Here is a 14,627-nt window from a genome sequence, read left to right as displayed (position 1 = left end):
GCTCCGACTCGAGAGCGTGCAAGCGGGGTGGTACCGCGGTATCGGGCGTACGAATCGCCCGGATGTCGTCCCCGTGCCAACTTTGCGTCGCGTTCGAAACGCGGCCGGCACGGAGGAGACATGACATGACAGATGCAACCGTACGTCCGAACTCGAAGTCCTACCCGCTGGTGGATCTGGCCGAGGGCCGATCGGGCAGCGTCCCGTTTCCCGATCTCGAGCGCATCGTGCTGCACGAATGGGCCGAGGACGGCACCTTTCGAGCCAGCATCGACAATCGAGCGGATGCCGAGGAGTTCGTCTTCTACGACGGCCCACCCTTCGCCAACGGTCTGCCGCACTACGGTCACCTGCTCACCGGCTACGTCAAGGACCTCGTCCCGCGATTCCAGACGATGCGGGGCAAGAAGGTCGAGCGTCGCTTCGGTTGGGATTGCCACGGTCTGCCCGCCGAGCTGGAAGCGGAGAAGCAGCTCGGTATCAAGGACAAGTCCGAGATCGACGAGATGGGCCTGGCGAAGTTCAACGCCTACTGCAAGCAGTCGGTACTCCAGTACACCGACGAGTGGCGGGACTACGTCACCCGGCAGGCGCGGTGGGTCGACTTCGACAACGACTACAAGACCCTCGACGTCGACTTCATGGAGTCGGTCATGTGGGCGTTCAAGACGCTGCACGACAAGGGCCTGATCTACCAGGGATACCGAGTTCTGCCGTACAGCTGGTACGAGCAGACGCCCTTGTCCAATCAGGAGACCCGCCTGGACGACGCGTACAAGATGCGTCAGGATCCCGCGGTCACCGTCACGATGCCGTTGACGGCTCCCGGCTCGCCCCTGGACGGTGCGAACGCGCTGATCTGGACCACCACGCCGTGGACCCTGCCGTCGAACCTGGCGATCGCGGTGCATCCCGAGGTGCGGTACGTGCAGGTGCGAGGCAGCGACGGTGAGCGTTACGTACTTGCTGCGCAGCGACTCTCGCACTATGCGAAGGAACTCGGCGAGGAGCCCGAGGTTCTCTCGGAGCACACCGGCTCCGACATGGTCGGACTGTCCTACACACCGCCGTACGACTTCTTCCTCGGCCACGAGAACGCGCACCGCGTACTCGAGGCCGACTACGTCACCACCGATTCGGGCACCGGAATCGTCCACCTCGCACCGGCTTTCGGTGAGGAGGATATGGACGTCGCCACCGCCAACGGAATCGAGGTGGTGCAACCGCTCGACGCAGGTGGCAAGTTCACCTCGTTGGTTCCGCCGTACGAGGGCCTGATGGTGTTCGACGCCAATCCGGTGATCATCAAGGACCTCAAGGCCTCCGGTCGCCTGCTGCGGCACGAGACCATCGAGCACTCGTACCCGCACAGCTGGCGCAGCGGTCAGCCGCTGATCTACATGGCGGTGCCGTCGTGGTTCGTTGCGGTGACGAAATTCCGCGATCGGATGGTCGAGCTGAACCAGGAGATCACCTGGGTTCCCGAGCACATCAAGGACGGCCAGTTCGGCAAGTGGCTCGAAGGTGCACGCGACTGGAACATCAGTCGAAACCGGTACTGGGGCAGCCCGATTCCGGCGTGGACGTCCGACGACCCGGCCTACCCGCGCCTGGACGTGTACGGCAGCCTGGACGAGCTCGAGCGTGACTTCGGCGTGCGTCCGACGGATCTGCATCGTCCGTACATCGATGACCTGACGCGACCCAACCCGGACGACCCGACCGGCAAGTCGACGATGCGCCGCGTCCCCGAGGTGCTGGACTGCTGGTTCGAGTCCGGCTCGATGCCGTATGCGCAGGTGCATTTCCCGTTCGAGAACGAGGAGTGGTTCCAGACACACAACCCGGGCGATTTTATCGTCGAGTACAACGGGCAGACGCGCGGCTGGTTCTACACCCTGCACGTGCTCGCGACCGCGCTCTTCGATCGACCTGCGTTCAAAACGGTTGCCGCACATGGCATCGTGCTCGGCGACGACGGCCTGAAGATGAGCAAGTCCAAGGGCAACTACCCGGACGTCAAGGAGGTCTTCGACCGCGACGGCTCCGACGCCATGCGATGGTTCCTGATGTCCTCACCGATCCTGCGCGGCGGCAACCTCATCGTCACCGAGCAGGGCATCCGCGAGGGCGTCCGCCAGGCGTTGCTGCCGATCTGGAATGCATGGAGTTTCCTGCAGCTCTACGCGTCGACGCCAGGGCAGTGGCGAACCGATTCGCCGCACGTGCTCGATCGCTACGTGTTGGCCAAGCTGTCGGCCACTCGCGACGCCATCACCGATGCGCTCGAGGGCAACGACATCGCCGGTGCCTGCGACGAGCTGCGCACGTTCTGCGATGCGTTGACCAATTGGTATGTGCGACGGTCTCGCTCGCGGTTCTGGAGCGAGGACGCCGACGCGATCGACACCCTGCACACCGTGCTCGAGGTGCTCACTCGCATCGCCGCTCCACTGTTGCCGCTGATCAGCGAGGTGGTATGGCGCGGATTGACCGGTGGCCGCTCGGTGCACCTGACCGACTGGCCCGAGGCAGGGGACCTGCCGTCGGATCCCGAACTGGTCGAGAGCATGGACGAGGTCCGCACCGTGTGCTCGACGGTTCTGGGCCTGCGCAAGGCGCAGAACCTGCGCGTGCGGTTGCCGCTGCCCGAGGTGACGGTCGCGGCCGCCGATGCGGAGCGGCTGCGTCCGTTCGTCGACATCATCTCCGACGAGGTCAACGTCAAGAAGGTCGACCTGACCGAGGACGTCGCCGTTCACGGAAAGTTCGAGCTCGTCGTCAATGCCCGCGCTGCCGGTCCGCGTATCGGCAAGGACGTCCAGACGGTCATCAAGGCCGTCAAGGCAGGCGATTGGTCCGAGGACGCAGACGGTGTGGTCAGCGCAGCAGGAATCGCGTTGCTGCCGGAGGAATACACGCGCAAACTCGTTGCCGCCGAACCCGAATCGACGGCGCCGCTGCCCGGAAACGCCGGACTCGTCGTGCTCGATTCCGCCGTCACCGAGGAGCTGGAGGCGGAGGGCTGGGCCAAGGACCGCATCCGCGAACTGCAGGATGCGCGTCGTAATCACGGATTCGACGTCTCGGACCGCATCGACATCGTCATCGAGGTGCCCGAACACCGACAGGCGTGGCTCGACACCCATCGAGATCTGATCGCGGGCGAGGTGCTCGCACTCTCGCTCGTCGACGGACGCGTCGGAGACGACGGCAGCGATCTCGGTGAGGGAGTGCGGGCAGCGATCACCAAGTCGTCATGATCGACGGCGACGTGTCGGTCGACGCCGTCCGCGAGCTTCTTTCCGAGGCCCGCGGCGGCGTCGTGCCCATCGTCGCTGCAGGTGACCCGGTCCTGCGGTCCGGGGCTGCGCGGTATTCCGGTCAGCTCGACTCCGAGACGTTCGCGGAGTTGATCGAGGTGATGCGCGCGACCATGCACGACGCGCCCGGTGTCGGTCTGGCCGCACCGCAGATCGGCATCCCGCTGCAGATCGCGGTGATCGAGGATCTGTACGACGTCGGAGCGGATGTGGCCCGGGTACGGGAGCGCACGCCGCTGCCGTTCCGCGTACTGGTCAATCCGCGGTACACCCCGGTCGGGTCGCGGACCGCAGGGTTCTACGAGGGATGCCTCAGTGTTCCCGGGTATCAGGCCGTCGTGACGCGCGCGGCCGAGGTGCGGCTCGAGTGCACCGACGAGTCGGGCCGCGAGATCGACGAGGTGGTTCGCGGTTGGCCGGCCAGAATCGTGGCCCACGAGACCGATCATCTCCACGGCACCCTGTACATCGACACGGCGCACATGCGATCGCTGACGACGAGCGAGGTGTACGGCGAGCTGTGGTCGGATCCGACACCCGACCGTGCGGCGCAGGCGCTCGGCTTCAGCGTCGATATCGGCTGACGATGTCGAACATCGCCGACGACACTCTGCGGAGTCGCCGATGGGTGCTGCACTTGGACATGGACGCGTTCTTCGCTTCCGCAGAACAGCTGACGCGCCCCACGTTGCGGGGCCGCCCGGTTCTCGTCGGCGGTGCGGGCGGGAGGGGAGTGGTGGCCGGTTGCAGCTACCAGGCCCGCGCGTACGGGGCACGTTCGGCGATGCCGATGCATCAGGCCCGCCGACTCGTCGGAGCCGGGGCCGTGGTGTTGCCGCCGCGGTTCGTTCTCTACTCCGAGCTGAGCCGACGAGCATTCGAGGCACTACGGGGACCGATGCCCGTCCTCGAACAACTCTCGATCGACGAGGCGTTCGGCGAGCCGCTCGAACTCGCCGGAGCGACGGTGCACGAGGTCGAACAGTTCTGCGCAGGCCTACGAGCGTTGATCCTCGCCGAGACCGGGCTGGTCGCCTCCATCGGTGCCGGATCCGGGAAGCAGATCGCCAAGATCGCGTCGGGACTGGCCAAACCCGACGGCATCACCGTCGTCGCTCCGGGAATCCAGGCCGAGCTGATGGCGGCTCTGCCGGTCCGGAAGTTGTGGGGGATCGGACCGGTGGCAGGCGAACGATTGCGGCGCTTGGGCATCGACACCATCGGCAAGTTCGTGGCCACACCCGAGTCCGAGGTGGCGTCGATACTCGGGGCCACGATGGGGCCGAGCCTGCATCAGCTCGCACGAGGAATCGACAATCGCGTCGTGGCCGAGCGGGCCGAGGCCAAACAGGTCAGCGCCGAGACGACGTTCGCACAGGACCTGATCTCCCTCGCTCAGCTCCGCCCGGCCATCGAGTCCATCGTCGACTCGACGCATCGCCGGTTGCTGAAGGACGGTCGGGGTGCCAGGACGGTGGTGCTCAAACTACGAAAGTCCGACATGAGCATCATCACCCGATCGGCCACGTTGCCGTACGCGACGGTGGACAAGCAGACCATCGTCGCCACGGCGCAGCGACTTGCCGTCGATCCGGTCGACGTCGGTCCGATCAGGCTGGTCGGCGTCGGACTGGCCGGACTGTCGGCCGTGCGACAGGGATCGCTGTTCCCCGAATTGGAGTACGAGCCGGTCGCGGATGCGACGGAGGAGTCGCCCGCCCCGATCGAGGCGGCTGCGGATATCGTCGTAGAGGAAGGCCCCCGGTGGCAGCCGGGTATGGACGTCCGGCATCCCGACTTCGGTCACGGCTGGGTGCAGGGGGCCGGACACTCGGTGGTGACCGTCCGGTTCGAGACCCGAACCAGCGGGCCGGGAATCGCGCGCACCTTCGCCGAATCGGACGAGAACCTGGTCCCTGCCGACGTTCTCGACAGCCTGACGTGAGTTGTGGCGTCGCTGAGGAAACTCTGTGAGGTTTCACAGGTATGCCGATCGCGTTGTGACTCGGGCGTGTCGAGCTGACATAGTGGACCAGGTCCGAGACGACCCCATTCCAGACGACCGACGAGTCACAGAACGATCGAGACGTGACTCAGAGTGAAAAGGACAAGCACTTGAAGCTTCGCAACACCCGACGGACAATGGTTGCCGGCATCGCCATCGCCGCAGCGCTCACCATGACCGCCTGCAGCTCCGGAGGCGAGGAAGAGCCCACCACGACGACGACGGCTGCCACCACCTCTGCGTCTGTCGCTCCCGACGCCGGTGCGTACCCCCCGGTCCCCACCGTCGAGGAGCTCAACGGCCAGCTCGCGCGCGGGCTCGACCCGAACGTTCCGGTCGAGGAGAAGGCCGCCCTGATCCAGGGTGCCTCCGCCGATCCGGAGCTGATCAACCAGGTCGCCGCCGCAGCGGTAGCCAACAACGCTCAGATCGAGATCACCAGCATCGACGATCTCGGCACCGGAGTCCTCAACGCCGGCATCACCATCACCCTCAACGGGCAGGCCAACCCCGGCACGTTCCAGTTCGTCCCCGAGGACGGCGTCTGGAAGCTGTCGAAGGACAACGCCTGCGGCATCGTGTCGCTCGCGCAGCTGACCAGCCCGGCGTGCCCCGCACCCTGAGTCCTGCCGATCGTCTCTGACCGACACGACGAACTGCCGGTGACATGTCCCCTCGGGGATATGTCACCGGCAGTTTTTGTCGGCCGAGTCGGCCCGATTCACATGCTGGGCGTCACCGATCGAATGCGCTCGACGGCCGCTTCGGCGACCGCGGTGACGGTCTCGGGTTCCAGACCACTCTGATCCGAGACGACGACCTGGACGACGGTCGAGTCGACCACGGCCACCACGACGTCGGAGATCAAGGTGAACCCCTCGCTGCTGGTGGTCAGGCGTATCGAGGCCGATGCATCGCCGACCGACGACTGCTCCCGGCCTGCCAACGCGTAGTCGACGCTCACCCCGTCCGCATCCGTGCCGCTGAACGCCGTACATCCGGCCCACGCCTGCTGAACCGCCGTGAAGGCCTCGGCCGTGCCCGTATCGGGGTAACTTGCCGCATCCTCGTCGATCGACGAGAAGTTCGGTCCCGAGAACCGGGCGACTGCGTTCGACGCCGCTCCGCTCCGCTGCTCCGAGATCGGTGCCAGTACCGCGGCGCACTCGGCCGGGTCGGTACCGGACTTGTCGGGGGAGTCGTACTCGGGAGCCGGGTCGAGTCCCAGATCCTGAACCGGGTCGGGGATCGAGGAGAACCCATCCGGGAGGTCGCCGAGACCCAACATCGCCGCGGCCAGGACTCCGGAGTCGGTGATGGGGGCACCGAGCAGGGGATCGGGTGCGGAGACGGAGCTGGGTGCGACTGCAGGGGCCGGGGCAGGCTCGTCCGCGCTGCATCCGGCCGCGGCGACGCCGACGAGCGAGAGCGCCGCCAGCAGCTGCGTCGTGGTCCGCGCCGTCATCGGGCACCCCAGGCGATCGAGTCTCCGACGGTCTGACGCAGCACGGTCGTGCTGTCGGGGTCGGTGTACATCTGCTCGCCACCTGCGGTGATCGATCCGCCGACGGGGAGTGGGCGGGTCAGATCGATCTCGAGCGTTCCCGAGCCGGTGAAGGTGTACGTCGCGATGTTCAGCGTGCCGGCGTCGTCGGGCAGGTTCCATGTCGTCGATTCGGGCGTCTGGGTGATCGCGATGTCCAGGGTCGCTCGGTCACCGTCGAGTGCTCGCAGCGTGACCGTGGTGCGCTGATTCAACGTGATGCCGCTCAGCACCTGCTGATCGACGGTCCAGACGGCACCCACTCCCACCTCGGCGTCGGGAAAGTCGACGGAGCGGTACACCGCTGCGTTCAACGACCGTTCGATCGCCGCGCGGGCGGTGTCGAGCGCGGCGTCGGCGGGGGTGATGTGCAGTGCGGTGATCGCTCCCGAGTCGCTGGTCGCCAGCCGTGCCGTCGAGCCCTCGGAGGCGGACAGTGCGTCGGTCAGTCCTTCGTCGGGCGACGTCGCAGCTCCGATGGTCAGCTCGACCGAGCGCGTTGCGCCGGTCGCGGCGTCGTCGTCCGGCACGGTATCGGACGTCGACGCGGACAGGGGAACGGTCAGTTCGGGACTGGAGAAGTCCTGCGGAGCATCGTTGTTGATCTGCTGCGAGACGGTGGAGGTGGTGGTGAGGTCCACGTTCTGCTCGTCCGAGTCGGAGGTGTCGAGTGCCAGCACGCGCCGCGGCTCGGCACCGGGGTCGACGACCGTGGTCGTCGTCGGGGTCACGGCGATCGTCACCTCGTTAGAGGACGCGGCCTGTTCGGGAGCGGGATCGGTGTCAGTGCTCGAACATCCGGCGACGAGCGCCACTGCACAGCAGGCGGCGAGAAAACCGGAACGGACGGTGCCGGAGCGGACGGTGCGGATACGATCGGTCGACTTCACGGGCACCAGGCTACTGACACCGCCGGTAGTGACGGGTGGTGCGCGGCACGGATGAGGACCCGCCGCCGTCCATGCGCCATGATGGACAGGTGAGTGAAGACCGCGCCGACGATCCGCCAGCCGAGACGAGTAGTGTTCCGGCACCGAACGAGACCGCGGACTCCCAGGTGACCGATACCGACAGCGCAGTGAATCGATTTCCGAAGCCGCTCAGGACACGGTTGCTGGTCGCGATCGCAGCCGTGATTCTGCTGTTCGACCTCGTGACCAAGATCGTGGTGGTGCACTACGTCAAGCCCGGCAACCCGATTTCGATCGTCGGAGACGTCGTGACGTTGCGGCTGGTGCGTAATCCCGGTGCGGCGTTCTCGATGGCCACCGGGATGACCTGGTTGCTCACGGTCGTGGCCGTCGCGGTCGTCATCGGGGTGATCAAGATCGGCCGGACGCTGCGATCGCCGTGGTGGGCACTCGGATTGGGTCTGGTTCTCGGGGGCGCCCTCGGCAACCTGATCGACCGTTTCTTCCGCGCACCGGGGCCGTTCCAGGGACACGTCGTCGACTTCGTGTCGGTGGGCTGGTGGCCGGTGTTCAACGTTGCCGACTCGTCCATCGTCTGTGGTGCGATCCTGCTCGTCGTGCTGAGCCTGTTCGGCTTCGAGCCGAACGGTGAACGGGTGACCAAGTCGAACTCCGACGCCGCAGGCGAGGCCGACAAGTGAGGGAATCGCGCTCGATGCCGGTGCCCGACGGTCTGGACGGAATGCGGGTGGACGCCGGTCTCGCTCGGCTGCTCGGGCTCTCGCGTACCGTTGCCGCGACCCTCGCCGAGGAAGGCTCTGTTCTGGTCGATCACGGTGCCGTCGGCAAGTCCGACCGGCTGGCCGCTGGTTCGTGGCTCGAAGTCACGCTGCCCGAGCCGGCCCGCGAGTTGACGATCGAGGCGGAGCCGGTCGAGGGGATGGAAATCCTCTACGCCGACGACGACATCGTGGCCGTGGACAAGCCCGTCGGGGTCGCCGCGCATGCCAGTGTCGGCTGGACCGGCCCCACCGTCATCGGTGGTCTCGCGGCCGCCGGTTTCCGAATTTCGACCTCCGGTGCGCACGAGCGGCAGGGCATCGTCCATCGCCTCGACGTCGGCACGTCCGGAGTCATGGTGGTCGCCACGTCCGAGCGGGCGTACACCGTGCTCAAGCGGGCGTTCAAGGCGCGGACCATCGACAAGCGCTACCACGCGCTGGTGCAGGGCCATCCGGACCCGAGCAGTGGAACGATCGATGCCCCGATCGGTCGACACGGCAGCAACGACTGGAAGTTCGCCGTCCGTGCCGACGGCAAGCCCAGCGTCACCCACTACGACACGGTCGAGGCGTTCCAGGCCGCGAGCCTGCTGGACGTGCACTTGGAAACCGGTCGCACGCACCAGATTCGGGTGCACTTCTCGGCTCTGCGACATCCGTGCTGTGGCGATCTGACCTACGGTGCCGATCCGCGGCTGGCCGAACGATTGGGTCTGGAGCGGCAGTGGCTGCATGCCCGGTCGCTCGGCTTCGCGCATCCGTCCGACGGCCGCTGGGTGGAAATCGAGAGCAAGTATCCGGCCGACCTCGAGCACGCACTCGAGGTGCTTCGGAAGGCGTGATGCGCACCAGGGGAGTCTCCGGTGTGCTCGGCGGCATCGTTGCCGCTGCGCTCGTGGTCGGGTCGCTCGCCGTGGTCGGGCACCTCAATCCGGTACGACAGTTGAGTGTGAGCACCGACCGGCTCGGCCCGGACAGCGGCGAGCAGGTGACCGACTATCTGGCCCGCGCCGAGGCGAGCCTGCGTAGCGACAACGCCGAACCTCGGTGGGGTTCGGTGTCGTTCGATCGCGAACTCACCGCCGAACAGGCCTACGCCGTCGCCGACGGGGTTCGTATCTCGCAGGTGCTCCTGCGTGTTCCGCTCGATCGCGTGCAGACTCCGATACTCACCGTGGGCGTGCCGGGCAGCGAACGCTCGGTACTGAACTCGGCCGCGCGCGCAGCGAGCCAGGCGACCGAATCGTTCGGGGCTGGGGATCGGCAGGCGCAGATCGCCGCAGTGTCGCAGCGACGTCTCCTCGACGGGTGTGCGTGTGTGGTGACGGTGGTGGTGCGTGGGACCCCTGCCGAGTTGACCGAGCTGGCCGGCCGCGCCGATGTGCGAGCGGTGCAGGCGCTTCCGCCGGATGCAGTGTCCGGCAAGTTCGCGGTCGAGCCACTTCTGCCGGAGTACGTCGACGTCGTCGCGCCGTTGCCGGACGACGGTCCCGTGCCGGCAGAGTGAGAACATCTTTCGTCGCATCCGTCACACCTGTCACGTCCTCCCAGGACACACCGGCGGCCTGAAAATTCTGTCGGTTTCACCGCCTAGAGTGGGTGCATTCGCGGCTCGTATTTTCGAAAACGCACGACCTTCAGGAGAGAACCTTCGTGGCCGATTCGTTCGTTCATCTGCACAACCACACCGAATATTCGATGCTCGACGGTGCCGCCAAGATCGGGGCGATGTTCGCCGAGGCGGCACGGTTGGAGATGACGGCGGTCGGCATGACCGACCACGGCAACATGTACGGGGCCAGCGAGTTCTACAACGAGGCCAAGAAGGCAGGCATCAAGCCGATCATCGGCATCGAGGCCTACATCGCCCCCGAGTCGCGGTTCAACAAGAAGCGCGTGCTCTGGGGTGACCGCAGTCAGAAGTCCGACGACGTCTCCGGTAGCGGTGCCTATACGCACATGACGATGGTCGCCGAGAACGCCACCGGGGTCCGCAACCTGTTCAAGCTGTCCTCGCTCGCCTCCATCGAGGGCCAGCTGGGCAAGTGGGCCCGAATGGACGAGGAGATCATCGCCTCGCACGCCGAGGGCATCATCGCCACCACGGGCTGCCCGTCGGGGGAGGTGCAGACTCGGCTCCGACTCGGCCAGGAGCGCGAAGCGCTCGAGGCCGCAGCCAAGTGGCGCGAGATCTGGGGCCCGGAGAACTTCTTTCTCGAACTGATGGATCACGGCCTGTCCATCGAGCGACGCGTCCGCGAAGGTCTGCTCGACATCGGCAAGAAGCTCTCGATCCCACCGCTGGCCACCAACGACTGCCACTACGTCACCAAGGACGCCGCCGAGAACCACGAGGCGCTGCTGTGCATCCAGACCGGTAAGACGCTCAGCGATCCCACTCGCTTCAAGTTCGACGGCGACGGCTACTACCTCAAGTCCGCCGCCGAGATGCGCGAGCTCTGGGACGATCAGGTGCCCGGTGCCTGCGACAGCACGCTGCTCATCGCCGAGCGAGTGCAGCCCTACGACGAGGTGTGGGCGCACCGCGACCGGATGCCGATCTTCCCCGTGCCCGAGGGCCACACCCAGGGCACGTGGCTGCGCCACGAGGTCATGACCGGGCTCGAGCGTCGATTCCCCGACGGACCGGCCGAGGACTACCTCGCGCGCGCGGAGTACGAGATCAAGGTCATTCTCGAGATGGGCTTCCCGGCCTACTTCCTGGTGGTCGGCGACCTGATCAACCACGCCAAGGCCGTCGGCATCCGCGTCGGGCCCGGCCGAGGATCCGCTGCCGGATCGTTGGTCGCGTACGCCATGGGCATCACCAACATCGACCCACTGCCGCACGGTCTGCTGTTCGAGCGATTCCTCAACCCCGAGCGCGTGTCGATGCCCGATATCGATATCGACTTCGACGATCGTCGCCGCGGTGAGATGGTCCGCTACGCCACCGAGAAGTGGGGCAGCGATCGAGTGGCCCAGGTGATCACGTTCGGCACCATCAAGACCAAGGCCGCCATCAAGGACTCCGCACGAGTGCAGTTCGGCCAGCCCGGCTTCGGAATCGCCGATCAGATCACCAAGGCGCTGCCGCCGCCCATCATGGCCAAGGACATCTCGGTGGCCGGCATCACCGACCCGGCGCACGAGCGGTACAAGGAAGCCGTCGAGGTTCGAGCGCTGATCGACTCCAACCCCGATGTCGCAACCATCTACAAGACGGCCAAGGGACTCGAAGGCCTGATTCGCAACGCAGGCGTGCACGCCTGCGCGGTCATCATGTCCTCCGAGCCGCTCACCGATGCCATCCCGGTGTGGAAGCGCGCGCAGGACGGCGCGATCATCACCGGCTGGGACTACCCGTCGTGCGAGGCCATCGGCCTGCTCAAGATGGACTTCCTGGGTCTGCGCAACCTCACCGTCATCGGTGATGCCATCGACAACATCAAGGCCAACCGCGGCATCGACATCGACCTCGACGCTCTCCCACTCGACGACCCGGCGACCTTCGACCTGCTCTCTCGCGGAGACACTCTCGGCGTCTTCCAGCTCGACGGCAGTGCCATGCGTGATCTGCTCCGCCGTATGCAGCCCACCGGCTTCGAGGACATCGTCGCCGTCCTGGCCCTGTACCGGCCGGGTCCGATGGGCATGAACTCGCACAACGATTACGCCGACCGCAAGAACGGTAGGCAAGAGGTCAAGCCGATTCACCCGGAGCTCGAAGAGCCCCTCAAGGTGATTCTCGGCGAGACGTACGGCCTGGTGGTCTACCAGGAGCAGATCATGCAGCTCGCGCAGAAGGTGGCCGGCTACACGCTCGGCCAGGCCGACCTGCTCCGTCGTGCCATGGGCAAGAAGAAGCTCTCCGAGCTGGAGAAGGCCTACGCCGGGTTCCGGCAGGGCATGTTGGACAACGACTTCTCCGAGGCGGCCATCAAGGCGCTGTGGGACACCGTGCTGCCTTTCGCGGGCTACGCGTTCAACAAGTCTCACTCCGCGGGCTACGGCCTGGTGTCGTACTGGACGGCATACCTCAAGGCGAACTACCCGGCCGAGTACATGGCAGGCCTGCTCACCAGCGTCGGCGACGACAAAGACAAGGCCGCGATCTACCTCGCCGACTGTCGCAAGCTCGGTATCACGGTGCTGCCACCGGACGTCAACGAATCCGAACTGAACTTCGCGTCGGTGGGCAAGGACATTCGGTTCGGTCTCGGCGCTGTCCGCAACGTCGGTACCAATGTGGTCGCGTCGATCATCAGGGCGCGATCGGAGAAGTCGAAGTACACCGACTTCTCCGACTACCTCGGCAAGATCGACGCGATCGCGTGCAGCAAGAAGGTCACCGAATCCCTCATCAAGGCAGGTGCTTTCGACTCGCTCGATCATCCGCGCAAGGGTCTGATGCTCATCCATGCCGATGCGATCGACGCGGTGATGGGCACCAAGAAGGCCGAGGCGATCGGTCAGTTCGATCTGTTCGGCGGCGAGGATGCCGACGAGTCCATCTCCGCAGTGTTCAACGTTCGGGTGCCGGACGAGGAGTGGGAATCCAAGCACCGGCTCGCCCTCGAACGCGAGATGCTCGGTCTCTACGTCTCGGGCCACCCGCTTCTGGGCGTCGAGCACATGCTGGCCGCGAAGTCCGACTGCAACATCCCCACCATCCTCGAAGGTGACATCAAGGACGGCACTCAGGTCACCGTCGGCGGCATTCTCGCCTCGGTGAATCGTCGGATCAACAAGAACGGTTTGACGTGGGCGTCGGCTCAGCTCGAGGACCTGGCCGGTGGTATCGAGGTGCTGTTCTTCCCGCAGGCGTACTCGGTGTTCGGTGCCGACGTCACCGAGGATTCGGTGGTACTGGTCAAGGGTCGGGTCTCGGTGCGTGACGACCGGGTGTCCTTGATCGCGAACGACCTTGCGGTGCCGGATCTTTCGGCCATCGGCATCGACAAGCCGCTTGCGGTGAGTCTACCGACGCGGCTGTGCACCGCCGACAAGGTCGGCGCGCTCAAGCGGGTGTTGATCAGTCACCCGGGGACCTCGGACGTCCATCTGCGGTTGGTCAGTGGCGACAAGATCACCACGATGAAACTCGATGACAGTCTGAGGGTGACGCCGACCTCGGCGCTGATGGGAGACCTGAAGGCGCTACTGGGGCCGGGCTGCCTGACGGGCTGACGCCGGGCCGGTCGAACCGAGCTCGGTCAGGCGCAGCGTCCACCACGCGACGACGGCAACCGCTGCGCCTGCCAGCACTGCTGCCTGCAGGGAGCCGGCAATGACGAGGGTCGCGGCGAACACGAGAAATCCGAGTGCGAGGGCTTCGAGCTTGTACACGGGCCACGCGATGCCTGCGACGTCGGCGGTGCGCAGCGCGGGAGCGGGTCGACGGCTCACCTGGGTGCTCGTGTAGGTCATCGCGTTCTCCTCTGGTAACCCCGGCAGGTTCGGGTGTCCGCTGCAGGAAGTTCAGACTATACCCAACAAAAGATTCGGTACACCGAACTTGACCCTCGGGCCTGGCAATGTGATCGATCTCGTGGCGTCACGCCCGCGAGAGGTGTTCACTCGAAGTCATGCCATTGACAGGAGAATACGAACCGAGTTCATCCGACTGGGCCCGCGAGCAGGCCGAGCTGTACGAGAACTCCGGCGGAACCGAAGGCACGATGATGAACGGCATGCCGGTGGTGCTGTTGACCACCAAGGGCAACAAGAGCGGCAAGCTGCGCAAGTCGCCGTTGATGAAGGTCGAACACGACGGCGAGTACGCCATCGTCGCCTCGCTCGGCGGAGCACCGAAGCACCCGGTCTGGTACCACAACGTCAAGGCCGAGCCGCTCGTCGAGCTGCAGGACGGTCCGGACAAGCACGACTACATCGCACGCGAAGTGACCGGCGACGAGAAGGCCGTGTGGTGGGAACGTTCGGTTGCCGCGTACCCCGACTACGCGGAGTATCAGAAGAAGACCGACCGCGAGATACCTGTTCTCGTACTCTCACGCGCCTGAAACGGCGTCGCCGGCGTTCCGGAGTCGAGCCTGCGGAACG

At 65.8% G+C, this 14,627-nt stretch carries 12 protein-coding genes; 9 read left to right on the top strand and 3 right to left on the bottom strand.

Translation table 11 applies throughout. From position 1 onward, the window contains the following. Positions 1-125: 125 nt before the first annotated feature. From ileS to CH271_RS25770, 4 genes are all read left to right on the top strand, one after another. Positions 126-3,263, top strand: coding sequence for an isoleucine--tRNA ligase (ileS, locus tag CH271_RS25785; protein ID WP_094635443.1), 3,138 nt, complete (start codon positions 126-128; stop codon positions 3,261-3,263). Then, positions 3,260-3,907: a peptide deformylase gene (locus tag CH271_RS25780; RefSeq protein WP_094635442.1), complete on the top strand. Its 648-nt coding sequence runs from the start codon at positions 3,260-3,262 to the stop codon at positions 3,905-3,907. Before ileS ends, CH271_RS25780 begins: the two co-directional genes overlap by 4 nt. A gap of 2 nt (positions 3,908-3,909) precedes the next feature. Then, complete coding sequence (locus CH271_RS25775; RefSeq protein WP_094635441.1) at positions 3,910-5,268, top strand: DNA polymerase IV; 1,359 nt, start codon at positions 3,910-3,912, stop codon at positions 5,266-5,268. Between the two features lie 197 nt (positions 5,269-5,465). After that, the gene (locus CH271_RS25770; protein ID WP_179274638.1) at positions 5,466-5,951 is read left to right on the top strand and encodes a hypothetical protein; all 486 of its coding nucleotides are present in this window, start codon (positions 5,466-5,468) and stop codon (positions 5,949-5,951) included. Positions 5,952-6,049: 98 nt separating this feature from the next. Here the strand turns inward: CH271_RS25770 and CH271_RS25765 are convergent, their stop codons facing one another. Both CH271_RS25765 and CH271_RS25760 read right to left on the bottom strand, forming a co-directional pair. Next, positions 6,050-6,793, bottom strand: coding sequence for a hypothetical protein (locus tag CH271_RS25765; RefSeq protein WP_094635440.1), 744 nt, complete (start codon positions 6,791-6,793; stop codon positions 6,050-6,052). After that, complete coding sequence (locus tag CH271_RS25760; protein WP_256986558.1) at positions 6,790-7,761, bottom strand: hypothetical protein; 972 nt, start codon at positions 7,759-7,761, stop codon at positions 6,790-6,792. The genes CH271_RS25765 and CH271_RS25760 overlap by 4 nt, the downstream gene beginning before the upstream one ends. A gap of 71 nt (positions 7,762-7,832) precedes the next feature. Here CH271_RS25760 and lspA point away from each other — a divergent pair, with 71 nt between their 5' ends. The 4 genes from lspA (at position 7,833) to dnaE (ending at position 13,754) form a co-directional block, all read left to right on the top strand. Next, entirely contained in the window at positions 7,833-8,483 is a 651-nt protein-coding gene (gene lspA / locus CH271_RS25755) for a signal peptidase II (protein WP_373453565.1), read from the top strand. Beyond that, positions 8,480-9,406 (top strand): RluA family pseudouridine synthase, encoded by a 927-nt coding sequence (locus tag CH271_RS25750; RefSeq protein WP_032394372.1) that lies wholly within the window; start codon positions 8,480-8,482, stop codon positions 9,404-9,406. Before lspA ends, CH271_RS25750 begins: the two co-directional genes overlap by 4 nt. Next, positions 9,406-10,071, top strand: a complete 666-nt coding sequence (locus CH271_RS25745) for a hypothetical protein (protein ID WP_094635439.1) — start codon at positions 9,406-9,408, stop codon at positions 10,069-10,071. Before CH271_RS25750 ends, CH271_RS25745 begins: the two co-directional genes overlap by 1 nt. Positions 10,072-10,217: 146 nt before the next feature. Further along, positions 10,218-13,754 carry a DNA polymerase III subunit alpha gene (gene dnaE, locus CH271_RS25740; RefSeq protein WP_037192775.1) on the top strand — a complete coding sequence of 1,179 codons (3,537 nt, stop codon included), beginning with the start codon at positions 10,218-10,220 and terminating at the stop codon, positions 13,752-13,754. On the opposite strand, the gene CH271_RS25735 is transcribed toward dnaE, so the two are convergent. Next, positions 13,725-13,994 (bottom strand): hypothetical protein, encoded by a 270-nt coding sequence (locus CH271_RS25735; protein ID WP_052047837.1) that lies wholly within the window; start codon positions 13,992-13,994, stop codon positions 13,725-13,727. The two genes, dnaE and CH271_RS25735, sit on opposite strands and share 30 nt — an antisense overlap. Before the next feature lie 158 nt (positions 13,995-14,152). Between CH271_RS25735 and CH271_RS25730 the strand changes: the two genes are divergently transcribed. After that, on the top strand, positions 14,153-14,587 hold the full coding sequence (locus CH271_RS25730) for a nitroreductase family deazaflavin-dependent oxidoreductase (RefSeq protein WP_094635438.1): 435 nt from the start codon (positions 14,153-14,155) through the stop codon (positions 14,585-14,587). The last annotated feature ends 40 nt before the right edge of the window (positions 14,588-14,627 follow it).

This window comes from Rhodococcus sp. 05-340-2, assembly GCF_002258915.1.
GTDB lineage: Bacteria > Actinomycetota > Actinomycetes > Mycobacteriales > Mycobacteriaceae > Rhodococcoides.
Note: the sequence above shows the minus strand (reverse complement) of the source record. Positions and strands in the feature narration are given on the sequence as shown.